The sequence below is a fragment of the Nannocystis sp. RBIL2 genome (assembly GCF_026626745.1).
GTDB lineage: Bacteria > Myxococcota_A > Polyangia > Nannocystales > Nannocystaceae > Nannocystis.
On sequence record NZ_JAPNJW010000001.1, the window covers coordinates 5,150,340 to 5,171,168 of the forward strand.

Annotated in this window: 20 protein-coding genes; 11 read left to right on the forward strand and 9 right to left on the reverse strand. The window is 72.5% G+C overall.

Annotated features, from left to right (window positions below; all coding sequences use genetic code 11):
• Positions 1–90: 90 nt before the first annotated feature.
• Both OV090_RS20425 and OV090_RS20430 read right to left on the reverse strand, forming a co-directional pair.
• Positions 91–1,446 (reverse strand): hypothetical protein, encoded by a 1,356-nt coding sequence (locus tag OV090_RS20425; protein WP_267705555.1) that lies wholly within the window; start codon positions 1,444–1,446, stop codon positions 91–93.
• 5 nt (positions 1,447–1,451) lie between these two features.
• Positions 1,452–1,751, reverse strand: coding sequence for a hypothetical protein (locus OV090_RS20430; protein ID WP_267705556.1), 300 nt, complete (start codon positions 1,749–1,751; stop codon positions 1,452–1,454).
• A gap of 139 nt (positions 1,752–1,890) precedes the next feature.
• Between OV090_RS20430 and OV090_RS20435 the strand changes: the two genes are divergently transcribed.
• Positions 1,891–2,742 (forward strand): ATP-grasp domain-containing protein, encoded by an 852-nt coding sequence (locus OV090_RS20435; RefSeq protein ID WP_267705557.1) that lies wholly within the window; start codon positions 1,891–1,893, stop codon positions 2,740–2,742.
• 30 nt (positions 2,743–2,772) lie between these two features.
• Here the strand turns inward: OV090_RS20435 and OV090_RS20440 are convergent, their stop codons facing one another.
• Entirely contained in the window at positions 2,773–3,609 is an 837-nt protein-coding gene (locus OV090_RS20440) for a PhzF family phenazine biosynthesis protein (protein ID WP_267705560.1), read from the reverse strand.
• 63 nt (positions 3,610–3,672) lie between these two features.
• Here OV090_RS20440 and OV090_RS20445 point away from each other — a divergent pair, with 63 nt between their 5' ends.
• Together OV090_RS20445 and OV090_RS20450 are read left to right on the forward strand one after the other, a co-directional pair.
• Complete coding sequence (locus tag OV090_RS20445; protein WP_267705562.1) at positions 3,673–3,942, forward strand: hypothetical protein; 270 nt, start codon at positions 3,673–3,675, stop codon at positions 3,940–3,942.
• A gap of 35 nt (positions 3,943–3,977) precedes the next feature.
• Positions 3,978–4,304, forward strand: coding sequence for a hypothetical protein (locus tag OV090_RS20450; protein ID WP_267705564.1), 327 nt, complete (start codon positions 3,978–3,980; stop codon positions 4,302–4,304).
• A 65-nt stretch (positions 4,305–4,369) separates the two neighbouring features.
• Here OV090_RS20450 and OV090_RS20455 read toward each other — a convergent pair whose 3' ends face one another.
• From OV090_RS20455 to OV090_RS20470, 4 genes are read right to left on the reverse strand one after another with little or no spacing between them, the layout of a single operon-like run.
• A complete protein-coding gene (locus OV090_RS20455) occupies positions 4,370–4,591 on the reverse strand; it encodes a hypothetical protein (protein ID WP_267705566.1) in 222 nt (73 codons plus the stop codon).
• A 17-nt stretch (positions 4,592–4,608) separates the two neighbouring features.
• Positions 4,609–5,613, reverse strand: a complete 1,005-nt coding sequence (locus OV090_RS20460; protein ID WP_267705568.1) for an FAD binding domain-containing protein — start codon at positions 5,611–5,613, stop codon at positions 4,609–4,611.
• 56 nt (positions 5,614–5,669) lie between these two features.
• Entirely contained in the window at positions 5,670–8,012 is a 2,343-nt protein-coding gene (locus OV090_RS20465) for a xanthine dehydrogenase family protein molybdopterin-binding subunit (RefSeq protein ID WP_267705570.1), read from the reverse strand.
• A 2-nt stretch (positions 8,013–8,014) separates the two neighbouring features.
• On the reverse strand, positions 8,015–8,647 hold the full coding sequence (locus OV090_RS20470; protein ID WP_267705572.1) for a (2Fe-2S)-binding protein: 633 nt from the start codon (positions 8,645–8,647) through the stop codon (positions 8,015–8,017).
• Positions 8,648–8,697: 50 nt separating this feature from the next.
• Here OV090_RS20470 and OV090_RS20475 point away from each other — a divergent pair, with 50 nt between their 5' ends.
• Complete coding sequence (locus OV090_RS20475) at positions 8,698–9,345, forward strand: hypothetical protein (RefSeq protein ID WP_267705574.1); 648 nt, start codon at positions 8,698–8,700, stop codon at positions 9,343–9,345.
• 39 nt (positions 9,346–9,384) lie between these two features.
• On the opposite strand, the gene OV090_RS20480 is transcribed toward OV090_RS20475, so the two are convergent.
• Positions 9,385–11,040, reverse strand: coding sequence for an alkaline phosphatase D family protein (locus OV090_RS20480; RefSeq protein WP_267705577.1), 1,656 nt, complete (start codon positions 11,038–11,040; stop codon positions 9,385–9,387).
• 104 nt (positions 11,041–11,144) lie between these two features.
• On the opposite strand from OV090_RS20480, the gene OV090_RS20485 reads away from it, so the two are divergent.
• The 4 genes from OV090_RS20485 (at position 11,145) to OV090_RS20500 (ending at position 16,258) form a co-directional block, all read left to right on the forward strand.
• Positions 11,145–13,004, forward strand: a complete 1,860-nt coding sequence (locus tag OV090_RS20485) for a PDZ domain-containing protein (RefSeq protein ID WP_267705579.1) — start codon at positions 11,145–11,147, stop codon at positions 13,002–13,004.
• Between the two features lie 125 nt (positions 13,005–13,129).
• Complete coding sequence (locus OV090_RS20490) at positions 13,130–14,173, forward strand: sigma-54 dependent transcriptional regulator (RefSeq protein WP_267705581.1); 1,044 nt, start codon at positions 13,130–13,132, stop codon at positions 14,171–14,173.
• Positions 14,174–14,490: 317 nt separating this feature from the next.
• On the forward strand, positions 14,491–15,651 hold the full coding sequence (locus tag OV090_RS20495) for a hypothetical protein (RefSeq protein WP_267705582.1): 1,161 nt from the start codon (positions 14,491–14,493) through the stop codon (positions 15,649–15,651).
• The gene (locus OV090_RS20500; protein WP_267705584.1) at positions 15,602–16,258 is read left to right on the forward strand and encodes a GNAT family N-acetyltransferase; all 657 of its coding nucleotides are present in this window, start codon (positions 15,602–15,604) and stop codon (positions 16,256–16,258) included. The genes OV090_RS20495 and OV090_RS20500 overlap by 50 nt, the downstream gene beginning before the upstream one ends.
• Positions 16,259–16,390: 132 nt before the next feature.
• Here OV090_RS20500 and OV090_RS20505 read toward each other — a convergent pair whose 3' ends face one another.
• Positions 16,391–17,350, reverse strand: a complete 960-nt coding sequence (locus OV090_RS20505) for an alpha/beta fold hydrolase (protein WP_267705587.1) — start codon at positions 17,348–17,350, stop codon at positions 16,391–16,393.
• Between the two features lie 69 nt (positions 17,351–17,419).
• On the opposite strand from OV090_RS20505, the gene amrS reads away from it, so the two are divergent.
• The 3 genes from amrS (at position 17,420) to OV090_RS20520 (ending at position 20,812) form a co-directional block, all read left to right on the forward strand.
• Positions 17,420–18,475 (forward strand): AmmeMemoRadiSam system radical SAM enzyme, encoded by a 1,056-nt coding sequence (gene amrS / locus OV090_RS20510; RefSeq protein WP_267705588.1) that lies wholly within the window; start codon positions 17,420–17,422, stop codon positions 18,473–18,475.
• A gap of 83 nt (positions 18,476–18,558) precedes the next feature.
• On the forward strand, positions 18,559–19,395 hold the full coding sequence (gene amrB / locus OV090_RS20515) for an AmmeMemoRadiSam system protein B (RefSeq protein WP_267705590.1): 837 nt from the start codon (positions 18,559–18,561) through the stop codon (positions 19,393–19,395).
• A gap of 208 nt (positions 19,396–19,603) precedes the next feature.
• The gene (locus tag OV090_RS20520) at positions 19,604–20,812 is read left to right on the forward strand and encodes a hypothetical protein (RefSeq protein ID WP_267705592.1); all 1,209 of its coding nucleotides are present in this window, start codon (positions 19,604–19,606) and stop codon (positions 20,810–20,812) included.
• Positions 20,813–20,829: the final 17 nt, after the last annotated feature.

Below are 20,829 nucleotides of genomic sequence, written 5' to 3' on the forward strand. Positions count from 1 at the left end.
CATGCCCTTCAGGGCATGTTCTTTAAACCATATAGGAGCGCTCGCCGGTCGGTCCGTCCGGTCGCCCGCCTGCGCGAGCGCGACGTCCAGTCAAGCACCCGGCTGGCTGGCGTACAGCGCCCGCGCGGCCGCCCGCTGCAGCTCGCCGCCGACGGTCCGCGGCAGGGCGCCCACGGGCACCTGGACCAGCGCGGCGACCTGCAGCCCGAGGGCCGCCTGGATCCGCCGGCGCAGGGTGGCGGCCATCGTGTTCAACACCACCCGGTCGACCGGTCGGCCCTCAGCCACCACCACGAGCTCGTCGCTGAGCTTGCCCGGGCGCGTCAGCGCGATCACCTGGCCCGCGCAGATCCCCGGCACCCGCGCCGCCTCGCGCTCGATCGGCTGCGGGTCGTAGCTGCAGCCCTGCACCACGATCGCGTCGTCGTTCGCCGCGAGCGCGACCTCGACGCGAGGCGCCGCGTTCCCCACCTCGACCGCCGAAGAAAATGTCGGGTAGGACATGTCCTTACGGCCAGAAGACCCGCCGATCCTCGACGCTCGCTCGAGCGACTCACCCGCCACGTCCTGCGGGCGCAAGGCCGCGGCCACGAGCGACAACACGTCTCGCCCGCTCGACCCGCCGAGCACCGTCGCGCCCTCGCGGACCGTGATCTGGGCCAGGATCGGCGCCTTCGTCACGCGGAGCTGCCCCGCCCCCTCGCTCGCCGACGCGCCGCTGTTTGCATCCTGTCCGCGAGGCCCAGCGAGCGCCGGCGTCGCCTCGCTCGTCGCTACGCTCATGTCCTGCTCGCTACGCCCGCCCGGTCCGCCGAGGGCCGTCGCCCCCTCGCTCGATGCAGTGCTCGCCACGATCTGTTCATGACGTCCCATAAGCTTTTCCTGAGCCTGATCCGCGACTGCCGACTCGGCCGCCGCTGCTTGCACTTTCTCGCCGCCGGTCCCGAGCACTCGCACGCGCGACGGCTCGGTCTGCTCCTCGATCATCGCCAGCGCCGAGTCCGCGATCGCCACGGTCACACCGAGCTCGTCGATCAGTTGTCGCCAGCGGACCGCATCGCGTACTGGAGGTTTGGGGATCACGAACGGCACCCGGCGACGCAGCGGCGCCAGCACTGCCGCGATCAAGCAGCGGTCGAGACCGGCACACGCCAGCACCTTGTCACCGGCCTCGGGCGACCGCGTCTGCGCCAGCGCTGCGTCTGCCGCGGCCACCAGAGCTGCGTGCGTGTAGCTGGTGACCTGCCCGGTCCCGGTGCGATCCGTCGTACAGACCAGCAGCGCCACATCGTCCCCTTTAAAAAGTGCCGCGTTCGCCAGGAACACCGGACCCAGCGGATGCTCGCCGAGGTCGTCGATCAACTGCTCGCGCACCTCGCCGAGCGGCGGCAGCGATCCGCGCGACGACGGACGGATCACCCGCTGCGCCTCGCTCGCGCGCATCACCTCCGTCACCTCGACGCGCCAAACCTCCGCCGAGCGGCCGGACGGATCGGGGAGCACCACCGGCACCACCCCGGCGCGCAGCGCCCGAGTGTCGCAACGACCATGTACTCCGGGTCAGGTGCCGCGATCGCCACTCGCTCGCCGCGACGGATCCCCCGCGACACCAGGCGCGCCGCGAAGCCCTCGACCGCCACCACCAGCTCGCCGAAGCTGCGGATCCGCTTCGCGCCGTCGTCGCCGACGATCACGAGGCCCGGGAGAGGACAGCCGCGGAGAGCCACGAGCGAATGGACCAGGGTCGACACGCCCCACTTTAGCGGCACGAGGGGCCGACTCGGATGACGAGGTCGCGCACGCCGAGCATCTCTCGTCATGGAGCCGCGGCCGCTCGGTCTCCCGAAGAGGAACTGCGCGCTTCGCCGTCCGCGCTGATAGTTTTCATCCGTGCTGCTGTTGACGCAGGCGCCGGACCCGCCGCCCGAAGACGGCGATGACATCGTCGCCTCCACGCGCGCCGCGATAGCCGCCGGCTTCAATTCGTTGCATCTGCCGCCCGACGCCGACCACCGCGGCGATCTGCTGAGCCCGATCGCCGCCCTGGCGATGCGCCCCGTCCGCGAACCAGCCGTGTGGATCGGCACGATCCCCGAACCTGCCACCTATCGCGCCGTGTATGCCGCCCTGCGCGCCCGCGGCGTCGACCTCGTCAACGACCCCGACGCGCACCTGCAGGTGATGGAGTTCGACCGCGCCTATCCGCGGCTCGAGGGGCTCACCCCGACCAGCGTCGTCGTCACCGATCTCTCTGATGTCGAGGCCGCCGCCGCGGTCGTCGGCCTGCCCGCCTTCGTCAAGGGCGCCGTCCTCTCGCGCAAGCACCTCGGCTGGCGCCACTGCGTCGCTACGACGATCCCCGAGCTGCGCGAGCGCGTGGCCGCAGTGCTGCGCAGCTCGTTTCACTCCCGCGGCCGGGCGATCGTGCGGACGCTCGCTCCCCTCCGCCATCACCGCGTCGCCGCCACCGACGTGCCGATCGCCCACGGCTACTACTGGCCGTACTTCCACGAATTCGTGGCGCTGTCGCCCGCCGAGGAGGCCGAGGTCCTGGCCCTGGCCCGCCACGCCGCCGCCCGCCTCGACGCCCCGCTGCTGTCCCTCGACATCGCCCAGCTCGAGTCCGGCGCGTGGATCGTCATCGAACCCGGCGACCCACAATTCTCCGGCCTGAGCTTCATCGCCCCGCGCCCGCTGTGGCGCCGCCTCGCCGAGCGCCTGTCCCTCGAGACAGGCTCATGAGCTTGCTGTCTTCTGCTCTTTCGGACATGTCTACATCGCCATGTCCTTTAGAACAGCCTCATCCCCCAGATAAAATGTCCCCGACTTGACCAGCACCGCGCGGCCGGTGATGAGCACCCGCTCCCCCGCCATTTCGCACCGCAGCTCGCCGCCGCGGCGGGACACCTGGCGGGCGCGGAGCTGCGACTTGCCCAGGCGTTCGCTCCACAGCGGCGTCAGAGTGCAGTGGGCCGAGCCGGTCACCGGGTCTTCGGGGATCCCCTGCACCGGCGCGAAGAAGCGTGACACGAAGTCCACGTCCGCGTCGGGTTCACCGCCCGGGGCAGTGGCGATCACCGCGAACACCCCGGCCAAGCGGCTCAGCGCCGCCATGTCGGGCCGCAGCGCCCGCACCTCCGCCGCGCTGGCGAACACCGCCACCAGGTCGCGCGACGCCAGCAGCTCGAGCGGCCGCCGGCCGAGCGCCGCGATCACCTCTTCGGACATGTCCTGTGGGACAGGCGGCCGCGCCGGGAAGTCGAGCGTGAAGTCCTCGCCGTCGCGGGCGACCTCGAGCGGACCGGACAGGGTCCAGAAGCGCAGGCGGGTCGGCGCGCCGGCGCGCAGGCGCGAGTGGACGAAGGCGGCGGCGAGGGTGGCATGTCCGCAGAGATCGACCTCGACCTCGGGGGTGAACCAGCGCAGGTCGAAGTCGTCCGTGCCGGGGCGCGGCACGTAGAAAGCCGTCTCCGGCAGCGCGTTCTCGGCCGCGATCTGCTGCATCGTCGCGTCGGGCAGCCACGCCCGCAGAGGGCACACCGCGGCTGGATTGCCGGCGAAGCGGCGGTCGGTGAAGGCGTCGACGTGGAAGCAGGCGATCTCGGTCACGCGGGTCAATCTACCGGAGCGCCCGCGGACCGTCATACTGAGGGAGTGGACTCCCGTTCGCCCATGCGGATCGCCGTCGAGTCGCTGGCCGAGGCTCGCGCCGCCGCCGGAAGCGGCGACCTCGCGCGCGCCCTCGACCTCGTCGACGACGGCCTCGCGGCTCTCGGGCCGCACTACCAGCGTTCCGGCCTGATCGACGACTCTGGCCTCAAGCTCACCCTCGCGGCAGTGCGCCGGCGCCAGGGCGACGCCGCCGGCGCGTTCGCGGCGATGGAGCGCGTCCTGGAGGATCGGATCGCTACTTACGAGGGCCGCAGCGGCGACGCCTCCTGATGGCCGCGCGGCCGCCGATGTGCTGTCATCGTCCCATGCCCGCCGAACCGTCACCGCCCGCCGAGCGCTCGCGCCTGTCCACCGCGTCGGCAGTGCTCGCGGTGATTCCGCTGCTCGCGCTCGGCCTGCGGTTCCTTCTGGATGACTTCGTCCGCGGCACCGGCCTCGCCGCCGATATCGCCTCGTCGCTGCTCGAGCTCAGCCTGCTGTGCGTCCCGCTGGCGCTGCCCATGGGCCTGGCGGCGAGCTGGCGCCACCTGAGCGGCCCCTCGCGCCCGGGCATGGCCCTCGCGCTGCTCGGCACGCTGCTGGCGGGCGCCGAGCTGCTGCTGCTGATCATTATCGCCAACGCCGAGTTTTGACGAGCCGCGGCGCGACCTGTCTCTTCGAGCAGTTTAATGCAGGCCGCCGACGCGCCGCGATGCGCTCAGCGCCGCTCGAAGCACTCGCGCCCTTCGGCGCAGCTCTCGGGCACGCTGAGGTCGCCGTCGGGGCCGGTCACGAACTGCGTGCGCAGGCAGTGATAATTGCTCGAGCGGCTGGTGCTGAACGCGTCGGGCGTGTCGCGCCCGTACACGTGCATCGCCTTGGTCCGCAGGTGGCGGCAGACTGGCTGGTCGGGGTCGACGACGCGCAGAAAGGTCGGCATGGCGGGCTCGCTTTCTCTCACTCCGGGAGCGGCACGCCGGCGACGCGGTGCAGCACCTCGCGGAGCAGCCCCTGGGCCAGCGGAATTTTATAGGCGTTGTCGCGCAGCGGCTTCGCCCCGCCGAGGGCCGCCTTGGCCGCCTCGGCGAACAGCGCCTCGCTCGGCGGCTTGCCCTCGAGCACGGCCTCGGCCTCGCGGCTGCGCCAGGGGATCGGCGCCACGTGGCCGAGGGCCACGCGCACGTCGGTCATCGCACCTGACCGAAGGGACATCCTCACCGCGGCCTCCGCCAGCGGCCAGTCGTGCGACTGCTTCTCCTTGACCGCCGCGTAGCCGGAGCGCTGCTCCGGCCCCGGCTTCGGCAGGATCGCCCGCACCAGCACCTCGCCCGGCTGCAGCGCGTGCTCGCGCTTCGAATCCTGCTTCGGCGTCACGAACAGCTCGGCGATCGGCAGCGTGCGCGGCGAGGGCCCGCGGATCTCCACCTGCGCGTCGAGGGCCGTCAGCGCGCACGCCAGAGTCGACGGGTGGACGATGAAGCTCGGCCCGCCGCCGAGGATCGCGTGGAACTTGTTCTCCCCCGCCACTGCCAGGCAGGCAGTGCCGCCCTTCTTCAGGCACACCAGATCGGCGTGGCGGAAGTACCAGCAGCGCGGCCGCTGCAGCAGGTTGCCGCCGAGCGTCGCGGCGTTGCGGATCGTCGGCGTCGCCGCCGAGCCGGCCGCCTCGCGCAGCGCCGCGTGGGCCTCGCCGAAGCCCTCGTGCGCCGCCAGCTGCGCCAGCGTCACCAGGGCGCCGATCTGCACGCGCTCGTCCCCGGGCCCGAGCGCGCGCAGGACCTCGCGGTCCGCCTCGCCCAGCCAGCGCAGCTCGACCAGCCGGGCCGGCGCCTCGAGGCCCTCCTTCATGCGGTCGATGAGGTCGATCCCGCCGGCTCGCAGCGCGCTGTCCTGCGGGCTCGCGCTCGCCAGCTCGGCGGCCTCGGCCAGGGTCTTGGGGCGGCTCAGCACGAACGGTTGCATGGTCTTTCCGTCATGTTTGAGAGGACATGTCCCGAAGGTAACCTCGGAGGTCGGCCTCAGCCGGCCCCGCGGGTCGGCACCGCGCCGAGCGCCGCGAGCACGCGGTCGGGGGTGAGCGGGAGGTCGCGGACGGCCACGCCGAGCGCGTCGTGGACGGCGCAGGCGATCGCCGCGGCGGTGGGGATCGTCGACGGCTCGCCGATGCCGATCGCCCCGGTGTTGTTGGCGCCGGTGTCGACCGGCGTGAACACCACGTCGATCGAGCGCGGCACGTCGCGCGCGCCGGCGATCTTGTAGGTCTCGAGGTTGGGGTTCAGCATCACCCCGCGCACGCGGTCCATCACGCGCTGCTCGGTCAGCGCGTAGCTGGTGCCGAGGATCACCCCGCCCTGCACCTGCGAGCGGGCGGTCAGCGGGTTCATCACCTTGCCGCAGTCGTGGACCGCCAGCACCCGCTCGACCGCGACCACGCCGGTCCAGGTGTCGACGCGCACCTCGGCGAACTGGACCCCGGCGATCTGGTAGCTGTTGCCGCCCATGAATTTGACCGGGTAGGCGCCGTACGTCTCGGGCCGGGTGCCGGTGGCGACCACCGCCTCGCCCTCGATCTTCTTGCACAGCTCGGCCCACGCGATCGACTTGCTGCCGGCGCGCGCCTGGCCTTCGGACCAGGTCACTTCCTCCGGCTTGCGCCCGAGCTGCTTGGCCGCCAGCGCCGTCAGCTGGGTCTTGACCCCCTCGGCCGCCGCGCGCACCGCCGGCGTCACGCTGGCCGTGGTCACGCTGCCGCCGCTGCCGACCGACGGCCCGAGTTCGCTGTCGCCGAGGCGCACGCGGACGGCCTCGACCGGGCGCTGCAGCACCTCGGCGACCACCTGCGCGACCACCGTGGTGATGCCGCCGCCGATGTCCTGCAGGCCGTTCTTGACCTCGACGCTGCCGTCGCGCAGGACGCTGACCGTGGCGACGACCGCCTTGCCGCGGCCGAAGTCGCCCCAGATCGACGCAGCCACGCCGAAGCCGCGGCGCACCCGGGCCTGCTTGTCGCGCAGCGCCGCCGCCTGCTTGCGTCCGGCGTCCCAGCCGAACTGCTTGCGGCCGAGCTCGAACTGGTGGCGACGCACCGGGTGCTCGTCGTGCGACAGGCGCAGGTCGAGCGGATCGAGCTTCAGCTTCTTGGCCAGCTCGTCGATCGCCAGCTCGAGCGCGAACGCCCCCTGCGGGTGCCCGGGCGCGCGCATGGCAGTGCCGGGCCCGGCGTGGGTGAACACGTCGTGGCTCTCGACCAGGACGTTCGGGCAGCGCGAGTAGATGCCGAACGCGTTGCGCCCGACCCCCGCGCCGGTGCCGATGCCCGCCGACCCGTGGGCGACCACGTGGATCGCGGTCAGCTTGCCGTCGACGCTGGCCCCGAGCTTCACGTGCTGGCGCGAGTCGGGGCGGTTGCCGGTGCACAGGTGCTCCTCCTTGCGGTCGAGCAGCAGCCGCACCGGCGCGCCGGCCTGGCGCGCCAGCTCGCCGGCGATGAAGCCCATGCGCGAGCCCGGGGCCGAGGCGCCGAACTTGGCCCCGAAGCCGCCGCCGAGGAAGTCGGTGTGCACGTGCACGTCGGCCGGCTTGAGCTCGAACACCTCGGCGAACTCGTCGCGCACGCTGAAGATGCCCTGCGTCGAGCACCACACCGTGGCCGCCTTGGGCCCGTCCCACTGCACGACGATGCTGTGAGTCTCGAGCGCCGAGTGCGTATGCACCTGCGTGGTGTACGTCGCCTCGTGCGAGACCTTGGCCATGCGCAGGCCCTTGTGCGCGTCGCCCTTCTTCATCGACGGCGAGGTGCGGATGTTTCCGCGCTGGCCCGCGCTGCCGCCCGCGCCCGGCTCGTCGCCCTCGGTGCTGCGCTCGGTGACCTTGCCGCGGTGGACCAGCGGCGCGCCGTCCTGCATCGCCGCCGCGGTGTCGACCACGAACGGCTCCGTCTTGTAGCCGACGGCGATCGCCCGCAGCGCCGCCTCGGCCTGCTCCGGCGTCTTCGCGGCCACCGCGGCGATGTCCTGGCCGGCGAAGATCACCCGCTCGCCGGGCTTCACCAGCGCCAGCACTGCCGACACGCCCGGCTGCGACTGGGCCGGCGCGACGTCGATCGACTCGACCACCGCGCACGGGTGCGGGCTGCGCAGCACCGCCGCCCACAACGCGTTCGGCGGCACGATGTCGTGGGTGTACTTCGCCGCGCCCGAGACCTTGAGCGGCGCCTCGACGCGCGGGTGCGGCTTGCCGACCACCTTGAGCTCGCTGCGCGCGTCCCACGGCTTCGGCTCGCCGGCCGGCAGCTGGACCTCGATGTCGCGCAGCTGCTCGGCGAACCCGACCTTGAGCGTGACCCTCTGATCGTCCGGCACGGCTACGCGCTCCCTCCGGCGGCGTCGAGCACCGCCGCCACCACGTTGGGGTAAGTGCCGCAACGGCACAGGTTGCCGGCGATCGCGGCCTCGACGTCCTCGCGCCCCAGCTTCTGCCCGCGCGTCCGCTCGAGCAGCCCCTGGCACGACATCAACATGCCCGAGGTGCAGAACCCGCACTGCAGCGCGTCGTGGCGGATGAACGCCTGCTGCAGCACCGACAGCTTGCCGCCGGGCGCCAGGCCCTCGACCGTCGTCACCGCCGCGCCGGCGACGTCGTGCGCCAGAGTCATGCAGCTGTTGCGCGCCACGCCGTCGATCAACACCGTGCAGGCCCCGCAGGCCCCGCGGTCGCACACGACCTTGGTGCCGGTGAAGCGCAGCTGCTCGCGCAGCGCCGCCAGCAAGGTGACGTGCGGCGCGACCTCGACGGTCTTGGCCTCGCCGTTGAGCGTGAAGGCCAGCGGCGCCGGACCCGGCCCGAGCGCGGCCTCGCCGGCGCCGGGCCCGGCCGCGTCGCCGTGCTCCTCTGTGGTGGTGGGCGGGCGCTCGCTCGGCTTGCAGCCGGCGAGCAGGCCCGCGGTGCCGATGCCGCGGAAGAGCCCGCGACGGGTAATGCCAGCCCGATCGGACATCAGGGCCACGGTACCACGGCGCCCGGACCGCGTATACTCCCGCCCGCTGCATGCAGACCGACCCTTCGCTGCAACCTCTGCTGGGCCTCGCCGACTTCGTCGCGTTCGTGACCGACTTCGGCCGCGAGCTCGGTGAGCTCCCGACGTCGGCGGCGCTGACTGCGGGCCTGTCCCTCGAGACAGCCACGCCCCTGCCTCGCCCCGACGACCGCGTCCGCGCCGCCGTGCGAGATCTGCTGCGCAAGGCCGGCTTCAAGCCGACCGGGCGCAGCAAGCCCGCCTCGGAGTACCTGCTCAAGGCGGCCGGTGACGGCAGCCTCGGCAGCATCAACGCCGCGGTCGACGCCTGCAACGTCGCCTCGCTCCACAGCGGCCTGCCGATCAGCGTCGTCGACACCGACCGCGCGGTCCCTCCTTATTCCCTCGGCGTGCCCGCCATGGGCACCAGCTACGTGTTCAACGCCAGCGGCCAGGTCATCGACATCGGCGGCCTGGTCTCGCTGCTGGACGCCGAGGGCCCGTGCGCCGGCCCGGTCAAGGACTCGCAGCGCACCAAGACCCACCCCGGCACCCGCCGCACCCTGTCGATCGTCTGGGGCACCAGCCAGCTGCCCGGCCTCGCCGCCGCCACCGCCGCCTACTACCGCGAGCTGCTGCACGGCCTCGGCGCCACCACCGAGCTCGTCACCTTCTCCTGAGGACATGCCCTCCAGGGCATGTTCTTCGGGACATGCCCTTCAGGGCACCTGAATCCCCGCCACCCCGGCGAGCACGGTCAGCTCGGCCTCGGTCTCGATCGCGGCGGTCTCGGCCTCGATGGTGTCGACGATCCGGAAGCGCGCCCGCAGCTCGGTGCGCGACAGGTCGACCGTCACGTAGCCGCGCGAGTGGGCATTGAAGTACTTGATCTGCGGGATCGTGCTGACCAACTGCTCGATGGTCTCGGGCGGCACGTCGGTCTCCGAGCTCGAAGTGATCGAGGTCGTGACGATCTCGACCGCCACCACCGGCGTGTTGGTGTCGCCCGCGACCGCGTTGAGGTCGCCCATGCCGCCGACGTGCAGGTCGCCCGCGAGGATCACCACGTTGTCGAGCTGCTCGCCGGCCAGGAAGTCGAGCATGCGCTGGCGCGCCTTCGGATAGCCGTCCCACTGGTCCCAGTTGATCAGCAGCCCGCTGAAGTCGACCTTTGAGAACACGATCTGCTGGGCGATCAGCTTCCAGATCGCCGGCGACGCCGAGAGCCCTTCGGTCAGCCACGCCTCCTGCTCCGGGCCGAGCATGTCGCCGTCCTCGGTCTCGAGCTCGCCGCAGTCCTCGCCCGGCTCGTCCATGCACAGCTGGTCGGTGCGGTACTGGCGGGTGTCCAACAGAAACACCTCGGCCAGGTCGCCCCACGAGAACTTGCGGTAGATCGCCAGCCCCTCCGGCGTCGGCGGCCCGACGCGGATCGGCATGTGCTCGTAGAAGGCCTGGTACGCGGCTGTCCTGCGGGCCAGGAACTCGGGGTCGTCGACCGCCGAGATGTCGGCCACGTAGTTGTTGTCGACCTCGTGGTCGTCCCAGATCACCGCCCACGGGAACCGGTGATGCGCCGCCTGCAGCTGCGCGTCGCCGCGGTACAGCGCGTAGCGGTCGCGGTAGTCGAGCAGGGTGCGGCACTCCTCGCTCATGTGCGAGCGGACCGGTCCGCTGTCGCCGTTTTCGTAGATGTAGTCACCGAGGAACAGCACCAGGTCGAGCTCCTCGGCGGCGACGTGGGCGTAGGCGGTGTAGTAACCGGTGGTGAAGCGCTGGCAGCTCGCCGAGGCCAGGCGCAGCCGCTCGGGCGCGCTGTCCGGGGCCGGCAGCGTGCGCGTGCGGCCGACCGGGCTGGTGTAGTCGCCGACGTGAAAGCGGTAGAAGTACCAGCTGTCGGCCTGTAGCCCCGTGGCGTCGACGTGCACCGAGTGGGCGAACGCCGGCTCGGCGAGCGCCTCGCCGCTGGCGACGACGTCGGCGAAGGCCTCGTCGGTCGCGACCTCCCACGCGACCGCGATCGCGGTCTCGGGCATCCCCCCGCCGGCGAGCGGATCGGGCGCGAGGCGGGTCCAGAGGATCACGCGGTCGGCGAGCGGATCTCCCGAAGCCACCCCGAGAGTGAACGGCGGCCCCGGCAGCGTCGGCTCGCCGGTGGTCCCGGTGGTCGTGGTCGGCGCGTCGGTCGTCGTCGGCGTCGCCTCGGTCGAGGTGCCGGTCGTGCCAGAGCTGCTGACCTCGCCGGACCCGTCGGTGCCCCCGGAGACCCCGCCGCAGGCGCTCGCCGAGGCCGCAGCGACCACCTGCCACAGGAATTCGCGGCGCGTCGGGGCGGTGCGGGGTCGCGGGCGAGGCGGGCGCGGCGGCGAGGTCATGCGCGGCCAGGATAGCGGAACGCGCGCCCCGCCGGTCCCGGCCGCGTCGCGCTCGCGTGACATCGGAGCGCGCCGACCTCGCCTCGCCGGTACACTCGCCGCGCATGCGATTCTCGCCGCTCCTCCTCGCCCTCGCGCTCGGCGGCGCGTGTGCGACGGCCGTCGCCGCCCCGGCGCCTGCGCCCGCCGACTGGTCGGCGCGCGAGCGCAAGCAGCTGGTCCAGTACGAGGTGGCGCTGGCCGCCCCCGAGTCGCGCTGGCTCGAGGTCGTCATGACAGTCGAGCGCCCCCGCGGCCGCCGCAGCGACGTCGCCCTGCCGGCGTGGATCCCCGGCTCCTACCTGGTCCGCGACTTCGCCCGCAACCTCGACGGCATCGAGGTCACCGACCTCGCCGGGGTGTCGCTGCCGGTCGAGCGCCTGGACAAACAGACATGGCGCATCGGACATGGCGGAAAGAGCTTCCGCGCCCGCTACCGGGTGTGGGCCGACGAGCCGGGGGTGCGCACCAGCGTGGTCGACGACAGCCACGCGACCCTCAACGGCACCGGCCTGTTCCTCTACCTCGTCGGCGAGACCGCGCGCCCGGCCGAGCTGCGCTTCACCGGCCTGCCCGCGAACTGGACCGTCCACGGCGCCTTGCCGCAGCCGAGCCCCGGCACCTTGCGCGCGTCCTCGTACGACGTCCTGGTCGACTCGCCGCTCGAGCTCGGCACCCCGGTGGTCCACGCGTGGGACGAGGGCGGCACGCGCGTCGAGCTGGTGTTCTCGGCCCCGGGCGGCAGCAACGCCGACACCGAGCGGCTGGCCCGCGAGCTGAGGCCCGTGGTCCACGCCTTCGCCGAGGCGATGGGCGGCCTGCCGACCTCGCGCTACGTGTTCCTGATGCTGGCCGACGAGAAGGGCGACGGCGGGCTCGAGCACGCCGACAGCACGCTCATGCGTGTCCCTCGGGACATGTTCCAAGATGAAGGCGGCTACCGCCGCGCGCTCCACCTCGCCAGCCACGAGTTCTTCCACCTGTGGAACGCCAAGCGCCTGCGCGACGCGGCGCTCGTGCCATACGACTATGCGCGCGAGGATTACAGCCAGCTGCTGTGGTTCCACGAGGGCTTCACCGAGACCGTCGAGAACCAGATCCTCGTGCGCGCCGGGGCCACCAGCCCCGACGAGTTCCTGCGCGAGCTGGCGACCGCGTGGACCGCCTACTTGCAAAAGCCCGGGCGCAACCACGTGCCGCTGACGCAGGCCAGCGTCGAGGCGTGGGTCAAGCAGTACAAGCCGTCGCCCGGCCACTTCACCACCACCATCAGCTACTACGAGAAGGGCCACCTCGCCGGCGTGTGCCTCGACCTCGAGCTGCGGCTGCGCTCGCGCGGCAAGGGCTCGCTGCTCGGCGTGTTCCGCCGGCTGATGGCCAGCCACGGCGCGCGCGGCAAGGGCATCACGTTCGACGACATCGTCGCCGCCGCGTCGGCCGAGGCGGGCAGCGACGTGCGCGACTTCTTCCGCCGCTACATCGAGGGCACCGACGAGCTTCCGCTTCCCGCGCAGCTGGCGCGAATGGGCCTCGACGTCGAGATTCGCGCGCCGTCGGCAGGTGAGTCCTCTCCGCTGGCAGCTCGCCGCAAACAGGGCTGGACCGGAATCGTGTTCACCGACAACGCGATCCGCAGCGTCGCTCCGGGCTCGCCGGCAGAGCTCGCCGGCCTCCTGCCCGGAGACGAGGTCGTCGCGGTCGCGGCTCGCCGCACCCGCACCGGCGAGGAGGCCACCGAACGCCTGATGGACCACGCTCCCGGGCAGTCGGTCGAAGTCGCCCTCTTCCGCGGCGGTCGCCTGCTGCAGCGACGAGTCACCATCGCCGACGACCCGCGCAAGGCGTTCCGCTTCGCCGCCTCGTCGACACCAGAACCTGGTGTCCGCGAACTGCGGGACGCTTGGCTCGCCGGTCCGGCGAAGTGACGCGCGCGCTCCCGCGAACGATCACCTAGACCCGCGCATGAGGTGCGCTTCATAATGTCCCGAAGGACATGTCCTCACGCGGGCCGGCCCTGCGGCCGCCATCCTTCCGCGTCTACTATGATGGTATGGACAGCGCGCATCCCGAGGCTCACGGGGAGATAGGGCCCTCGTTCTCGCCGGGCGAGAAGCGCGACCCGACGCTCCGCTCCCGCAGCTCGCTCCGCGCCGACGACCTGATCGGCCGCTCGCCGCCGATGATCGAGCTGCTGCGCCAGCTCTCGCTGCTGGCTCCCCTCGACGTCTCGGTCCTGCTCACCGGACCCTCGGGCACCGGCAAGACCCACGTCGCCCGCGTGATGCACGCCTCGAGCCCGCGGGCCGCCGCCGGCAACTTCGTCGAGCTCAGTTGCGCCAACCTGCCCGACAACCTCGTCGAGAGCGAGCTGTTCGGCGCGGCCCCGGGCGCCCACTCGACCGCGGTCAAGGCGGTCGAGGGCAAGGTGTTCGCCGCCCGCGGCGGCACCCTCCTGTTCGACGAGATCGCCGAGCTCTCGCTGCCCGCGCAGGCCAAGCTGCTGCAGCTGCTGCAATCGCGCGAGTACTACCCGCTCGGCGCCAGCCGCCCGCGCGCCGCCGACGTGCGGGTGATCGCCGCCACCAACTGCGACCTCAAGGCCCGCGTCGCCCGCCGCGAGTTCCGCGAGGACCTGTACTACCGCCTCCACGTGGTCCCGATCCGCGTGCCCTCGCTGGCCGAGCGGCGCGACGACATCCCCGAGCTCGCCCAGCACTTCTGCGTCCGCGCGTGCGTGCGCCACCGCCTGCCGCCGCTGCGCCTGTCCCAATGGACACTCGCCACCGCCCAGGCCGCGAGCTGGCCGGGCAACATCCGCGAGCTCGCCAACGCAGTCGAGGCCGCGGTCATCCGCGCCGTCGGCGAGGACGCGCGCGAGGTCGAGACGCGCCACTTGTTCCCTGACCGTGAGGACAGGTACGAAAGCGCAGGCCCGCTCAACTACCGCGAGGCGCTGCGCCGCTTCCAGACCCAGCTGGTCCGCAGCGCGCTCGAGGACAGCAATTGGAACGTCGCCGAGGCCGCGCGCCGGCTCGCGCTCACGCGCGCGCACATCTACAACTTGATGCAGACGCTGGACATCTCGCGCCCCTGACCGCGCGTCCGCTCGCGTGAACGGCCTACGCGCCGTCGGCGATGGACGACCCTGTCCACGCGACATGACATCCGCGAAACCCGAGGTCGGCCGCGGGCGTCCCCGCGCGTGGCCACGCCCCGCGCGTCCCCGCCGGTGCCCGCGACCCCGCCCGATCCTGCGGAGATCCAGCAGACCGGGCCGAACCCGGCGTCTACTCCGGTGGACACCGTCGGACGCCCGCCGTCGCGCGCCGTGGACAACGAGGCCGCCCACAACCGCGGGCGCCTCGTTGCGCGCCTGGAATGTGATCTGCAACTCGGGCGGACCGAGCCGTCATGAATCACCGCGCGATCGATCTGCCACCTGTCCCTTCAAACAGCTTGTTCGTGCGCGAGCGAGACCTCCGCGGCGAGGCGGTCGCCCTCGACGCCGCGCCATCGGCGGTGCGCGTCGAGCTGCTCGGCGGGGCGCGGCCGATCGGCGTCACGGTGGTCCCGGCCGAGGTCGAGCTGGCGACCGCGTCGCTGACGGGGGCCTCGCTAGCCGCGGCGCTGCGCGACCTCGACGCCGCGCCCGGGACGCCGGAGACCGCGCTGCTCCTCTACGTGGCGCTGCAGCGGGCGCGGATCTGGCGACGCTCCGCGATCGTCAGCGCGGAGCAGTCGCTGGCGCCGATGCCACTGTCGGCGCTGGCGCACCGCGGCCTGCGAGCGGCGCCGCTCGACGCTGCGATGCACCGCCTGTTCCTCGCCTGCGACGAGGCAGGCCGCGCGCTGCTGACCGGCCGCTTCGTCGCCGAGGCGGCCGCGTGCCTGTCGCGCCACGCCGAGGTGTTCGCAGGCAACGCCTGGTGCCGGGCCGTCCACGCCGGTCGCCTCGCCCGCGAGCAGTACATCGCCGCCCTCGCCAACACCCACCAGTACGTCCGCTACACCCCGCGGCTGCTGGCCCGCGCGATCTCGGTGTGCGACGACGAACCGCTGCGCGATCACTTCACCCGCCACTTTCGCGGCGAACAGAAGCACGACCGCCTCATCGAGACCGACCTCCGCTACCTCGAGGCCGACGTCGAATTCGTGCTGCGCGCGATGGTCCCGTGGGGCCCGACGCTGACCTTCATGAGCGTGCAGGAGAGCATGGTCGCGTTCCACGGCGACCTCACCTGCTTCCTCGCCGCCCCGTTCGTCGCCGAGGGTCTGGCCGCGCGCGTCGGTCCGCTCGTGCTCGACGACCTCGCCGACAACATCCGCCGCTGGGGCTACCGCGAGCCCGCGCGAGCGACCCGCTTCCTCGTCAGCCACGTGCGCGAAGACGGCGGCGACGACGGCCACTGGAACGCCACCCTCGCCGTCCTCGCTCGCCTGCTGCGCGACGACACCACCCAGCAACGCTTCCTCGCCGTCCTTCATTTGGCCGCCGACGCCTTCACTGCCAGCTATGACGCCTATGCCGACTATCTCACCCTCTTCACCCCACCCCTCCTCGCTGACCCTTGAGGCCTTCTGCGCCGCCGAGCGCCCCGACCTCGCCGAGCTCTATTGCCTCGGCCAGGCCGACAGCTACCGCCGCCATCCCGGCTGCGTGGCCGCGCTCTGGACTGTCCACATCGCCGAGGCCTTCGTGGTCCTCGCGCGCGCCCGCGACGGCGCCGCCGTCGGCGGCATGCGGGTCCACCTGCGCCGCTCCGGCAGCCCGCTGCCGGTCGAGCGGGCCCTCGCCGCGATATGTCCCATCGAACAGGCGGTCGCCCGCGCCCCCGGCCCGCTGGTCGAGCTGTGCGGCACCTGGGTCGCTCCCTCCTATCGCCGCACCGACCTCGCCGCCAACCTGACCGCCGCCACCCTCGCGGTCGCCCGCGCCCTCGGGGCCGCGCAGATCGTCGGCTGCGCCCACCAGCACGTCCTCGACCTCTACCGCCGCTTCGGCGCCGTCGTCGACGACAGCCTGGGCTTCCACCCCTACCCCGACCCCCGCTACCAGACCTGCGTGTTCTGGGCCGACCCGTTCGCCTGCCCCGAAGCCCAGGCCGTCGAGGCGTGGGCCGAGGCCCTCCGCGCCGGCCCCAGCGTCGAATTCGCCCCGCTGCCGGCCGCGGCGGCGTGAAGCCATGCCTGTCCCGAAGGACAGGCATTCACACCCACACACAACACATGTCCCATGAGACATGTGGCGACAATCGCACCGGCCGCGACGACATGCCCCATGGGACAGGGGCTCCTGCCCCGCGGGCGCCCGTCAGGAGTCGTGCTCGACCCTTCGAATAAAGGCCTCGAGGATCCCCGACACCTCCGTCGGCCGCTCGCGGTGCGCCCAGTGATTGGCGTCGAGGCGATGCACCTCGAGGTCGGCGGCCACCTCGTGGATGTCGTCATAAAGCTCCGGGCGCAGCGCCATGTCGTGCAGCGGCACGAGGAGGCAGGTCGGCACCTCGACGGGGCGCAGCGGCTGCAGCTTGCGGAACAGCGCCTGGCGGTACAGCGCCAGCGGCGTGAGGGCCGCCCGGCGCGCCCCCTCGGCGTCGAAGTCGCGCAGCAGCGGGTCGTCCTTGGCCACCCCGCCGCTGCGCAGCGCCTGGATCCACAGGCGGGGGAACTGGCGCGAGATCAGCTGCTCGGGCAGCCACGGCAGCTGGAAGAACACCATGTACCAGCTCTTGCGCAGCTGATCGAAGAAGAACCCGAGCTCGCGCGGGTTCTTGGCCGCGCGGCCGAGGCGGCGCATCATCAGGTTCGGGTGGGGCCCGGCGAGGATCGACAGCGAGCGCAGCCGCCGTCCGTAGCGCGGCTGCTCGGCGAACATCCACGCCAGCGCGGCGCCCCAGTCGTGGGCCACCAGGTGGACCTGGCCTTCGGGACCGGTGAGGTCGTCGATCACCGCCTCGATGTCCTCGAGGTAGCGCTCGAACGCGTAGCCCCCGCGGCCCGTCGGCGCCGTCGAGCGGCCCACCCCGCGCTGGTCGAACGCCGCCACCGGGTGCGACTGGCCCAGCGACGCCAGCTGCAGCGACCAGGTGTCGAGCGTGTCGGGGTAGCCGTGGAGGAACAGCACCGGCGCCCGGCGCTCGCCGCGGTCCCACGGGCGGCTGCGGACGACATGGAGCGAGACATCCTCGTGAGCGACGAACACGTGCTCGAGGCGAGCGAGCTCGGCATGAAGGTCGGCGCGGGCTTGGTCGTCGTGGGGGCGTTCTGACATGGCGGCGCAAGCTTACACACCCCGGCGCGGACTTGCATGCCGCGCCGCCCGGGCCAAAGCTCGATTCTCATGACCCACCCGGCCCGCTACTGGCACCGCGAGGGCGAGCGCATCGTTTGCACCGCCTGCCCGCGCCTGTGCACGATGTCCGAGGGGCAGCACGGCTTCTGCTACGTGCGCAAGCACGAGGACGGGCGCCTGGTGTCGCTGGCCTACGGCAAGCCCAACGCGGTCGCCGTCGACCCGATCGAGAAGAAGCCGCTGTGGCACTTCCTCCCCGGCACCACGATCCTCAGCATGGGCACCGCCGGCTGCAACCTCGGCTGCCGCTTCTGTCAGAACTGGGACCTGTCGAAGGCCAAGTCGCACCACAAGCGCGCGCTCGAGCTGGCCCCCGAGGACGTGCCGACGCTGGCCCGCCGCGAGGGCGCCGCCTCGGTCGCGTTCACCTACAACGACCCGACGATCTACCCCGAGTACGTCATCGACGCCGCGCGAGCCGCCCGCGCCGCCGGGGTCGCGGCCGTCGGCGTCACCGCCGGCTACATCTCCGACGCCGCGCGCGCCGACATGTACCCCGAGCTCGACGCCCTCAACATCGACCTCAAGGGCTTCAGCGAGCGCTTCTATCACAAGCTGACTTTCTCGCACCTGCAACCGGTCCTCGAGACCATCGAGTGGTCGGTCAAGCGCGGCCTGTGGGTCGAACTGACCACGCTGGTGATCCCCGGCCACAACGACGACCCCGAGGAGCTGCGCGCCCAGTTCCGCTGGATCGCCGAGCACGTCGGCCCCGACGTCCCGCTCCACCTCACCGCCTTCCACCCCGACTACAAGCTGCAGGACGTCGAGCGCACGCCGCCCGAGACCCTGATCCGCGCGCGCGACGAGGCCCGCGGCTTCGGCCTGCGCTTCGTCTACACCGGCAACATCTGGGACCGCGTCGGCTCCGTCACCGCGTGCCCCGGCTGCGACCTCCCGCTGATCGAGCGCCGCTGGCACGCCGTCGCGGCCAACCGCGTCAAGGCCGACGGCACCTGCCCCGGCTGTGCTCGCCAGATCCCCGGCGTCTTCGACGCGCGCAGCCAGTCGACCTCCGGCGGCCGGCGCTATCATCTGCTGTGAATCGTGAACGGAGCCGCGCCATGCCCACCGCGAGTCGATCCATTGCGGCCGGCGCCATCCTCTGTCGTGAACGGAGCCGCGTCATGTCCAACCTCGAGTCGCATCGCCCGCCCGCCGTCGCCGACCGCTTCTACCCCGGAGAGCCCCGCGCGCTCCGCCGCGAGCTCGAGCGCTGCCTCGACCGGGACGTCGTGCCGGTGCCGGCGCGCATGATCCTCGCCCCTCACGCCGGCTACGTCTACAGCGGCGCCCTGGCCGGACAGACATGGTCGCAAGTACATGTCCCGGAGCGCGTGGTGGTGCTGTGCCCCAACCACACCGGGCGCGGCGCGCGGAGATCGATCTGGCCCGGCGGCGCGTGGGACACCCCGGCCGGCCCGGTGCCGATCGCCGCCGACCTCACCGACGCCCTGGTCCGCCACGCCGGCCTCCAGCCCGACACCGCGGCGCACCTGCGCGAGCACGCGATCGAGGTCCACCTGCCGTTCTTGCGCGCCCGCAACCCGCAGGCAGAGATCGCCGCGGTCTGCCTCGGCGGCCTCGACTTCGCCGAGTGCCAGGCCATCGGCGTCGGCATCGCCGCGGCGATCCGCGAGCTCGAGGCCGACACCCCCGGCGCGGCGCCGCGGGTGCTGCTGGCCGCCAGCAGCGACATGTCCCACTACATCGGCGCCGACGAGGCCGCCGCGCTCGACCACCTCGCGCTCGACCGCCTGCTCGCGCTCGACCCCGCGGGCCTGCACGAGACCGTCCGCCGCCACCACATCAGCATGTGCGGGATCTTGCCGGCCACGGTCGCGCTGGTCGCCGCGCTCGAGCTCGGCGTGCGCCGGGCCGAGCTCGTCGGCTACACCCACTCCGGCCAGGTCACCGGCGACACCGAGCGCGTGGTCGCCTACGCCGGCGCCCTCGTGCAGTAGCTCCTCCGACGCGACGCCAGGCGCTGACGCCCTCTCGGGTCCCCTTCGCAGCATCTGGAGCATCGCCGGGCGATGACGCGATCTGGAGTGTCGGCGCCGACGTCGCGGTGCATGCGAACGACGCGACGCGCCGGCAACGGGTTGCACGCGAGCACGCGCATGCGAGCGACGAAATAACGGCCCGGCGGCGGCTCGTTGACGCCGCGTCATGGCCCGCACCCGCGATCTCGTCGCCCTGTCCGCCATCCTCGTCGCCCCGCTCGCCGCGATCCTCGTCTCGCAGGCGCTGCCCTCGCTCGACGCTCCTGCGCCGGCAAGCGCAGAACCGCTCGCCGCGCTCGAGCCGGTCGCGCCCGCCCCGACGCCCGCGCCTGCCGCGGTCGTGCCGCCCGCGCCCGTCGCTCCCGTCGTCGCTCCCGCGGCCGCGGAGCCGACCGCTGCTCCCGTGGTCCCGCCCGCTGGCGATGACGTGGGCCAGGCCATGCTCGTGCGCAAGGACGCCCTCGTCCTCCACACCCACGCCGACCTGCGCTGGGCCAGCGGTCGCCCCGTGATCAAGGCCGAGCCCAGCCACCTGCTCGTCACCCGATCTGTCCGTTGGGACAGCTTGCCGGAGCAACTGCGCGGCCTGGAGGACGCGACCATGGTCGTGCACGCCGCCGACGGCAGCACCTGCGTCGCCGGCGTCGACGCGCCCAGGCTCCACCTCGAGCAGATCGGCGACGTCTTCCACTCGATGGATGACGACGGCCACGAGAGCTTCGAGCCGCCGACCGACAAGGCTGTCCTTCGGGACAGGGTCAAACAGCTGTTCGCCGAGGAGGACGACCTGCTGCTGCTGGCCCGCCAGCGCGCCGCCGACGGCCGCCCCTGCGAAGGCCTGTGGGCCCGCCGCGTCGACCTCCCGCCCGCGACCGTGTTCGGGCGCCGCGGCGCGAGCGAGGCCGAGGCCGCCGTCCTGAAGGCCGAGGCCGCCGCAGTCGTGCGCGCCCAAGCCGAGTTCACCGGCCTGGCGGGCGAGTACGCCGAGTACCTCGCGCCGATGGACGCGGAGCGCCGCGCCGACCTGCCGGGCTGGGACGAGTTCGTCGCCGCCAACCTGAGAACCACCGCGTGGCACGAGATCGGCGGCTCGCGCCAGATCGTCAGCGTCGAGCTGCAGCTCGTCGATCGCATGGCCTGCAGCGACGACTTCGGCGGCAGCCTCGCCCTCCTGCTCGAGCGGCGCGACGGCCGGCTCGTCCGCTTCGACCAACCCGGCTGGCTCGGCCTCACCGCGCTCATGGACCTCGAGGGCGACGGCGTGCTCGAGGCAGTCACCGACGACGGCTTCGAGACCGTCCTCCGCACCCACGACCCGAGCGGCGCCGAGCTCCGCGACGCCTACTCCGTGCCCTACGTCGGCTGTCCGTGCTGAGCTCGACCGTCCCGAGC

Excerpts from the sequence above, each read along its gene's own strand:
- OV090_RS20475 (WP_267705574.1), top strand. The coding sequence starts at position 8,698 with ATGCAGACCGACCCTTCGCTGCAACCTCTGCTGGGCCTCGCCGACTTC.
- OV090_RS20500 (WP_267705584.1), top strand. The coding sequence starts at position 15,602 with ATGCCGACTATCTCACCCTCTTCACCCCACCCCTCCTCGCTGACCCTT.
- amrB (WP_267705590.1), top strand. The coding sequence starts at position 18,559 with ATGTCCAACCTCGAGTCGCATCGCCCGCCCGCCGTCGCCGACCGCTTC.
- OV090_RS20505 (WP_267705587.1), bottom strand. The coding sequence starts at position 17,350 with ATGTCAGAACGCCCCCACGACGACCAAGCCCGCGCCGACCTTCATGCC.
- amrS (WP_267705588.1), top strand. The coding sequence starts at position 17,420 with ATGACCCACCCGGCCCGCTACTGGCACCGCGAGGGCGAGCGCATCGTT.
- OV090_RS20490 (WP_267705581.1), top strand. The coding sequence starts at position 13,130 with ATGGACAGCGCGCATCCCGAGGCTCACGGGGAGATAGGGCCCTCGTTC.
- OV090_RS20450 (WP_267705564.1), top strand. The coding sequence starts at position 3,978 with ATGCCCGCCGAACCGTCACCGCCCGCCGAGCGCTCGCGCCTGTCCACC.
- OV090_RS20445 (WP_267705562.1), top strand. The coding sequence starts at position 3,673 with ATGCGGATCGCCGTCGAGTCGCTGGCCGAGGCTCGCGCCGCCGCCGGA.
- OV090_RS20520 (WP_267705592.1), top strand. The coding sequence starts at position 19,604 with ATGGCCCGCACCCGCGATCTCGTCGCCCTGTCCGCCATCCTCGTCGCC.
- OV090_RS20455 (WP_267705566.1), bottom strand. The coding sequence starts at position 4,591 with ATGCCGACCTTTCTGCGCGTCGTCGACCCCGACCAGCCAGTCTGCCGC.
- OV090_RS20495 (WP_267705582.1), top strand. The coding sequence starts at position 14,491 with ATGAATCACCGCGCGATCGATCTGCCACCTGTCCCTTCAAACAGCTTG.
- OV090_RS20470 (WP_267705572.1), bottom strand. The coding sequence starts at position 8,647 with ATGTCCGATCGGGCTGGCATTACCCGTCGCGGGCTCTTCCGCGGCATC.
- OV090_RS20480 (WP_267705577.1), bottom strand. The coding sequence starts at position 11,040 with ATGACCTCGCCGCCGCGCCCGCCTCGCCCGCGACCCCGCACCGCCCCG.
- OV090_RS20460 (WP_267705568.1), bottom strand. The coding sequence starts at position 5,613 with ATGCAACCGTTCGTGCTGAGCCGCCCCAAGACCCTGGCCGAGGCCGCC.
- OV090_RS20485 (WP_267705579.1), top strand. The coding sequence starts at position 11,145 with ATGCGATTCTCGCCGCTCCTCCTCGCCCTCGCGCTCGGCGGCGCGTGT.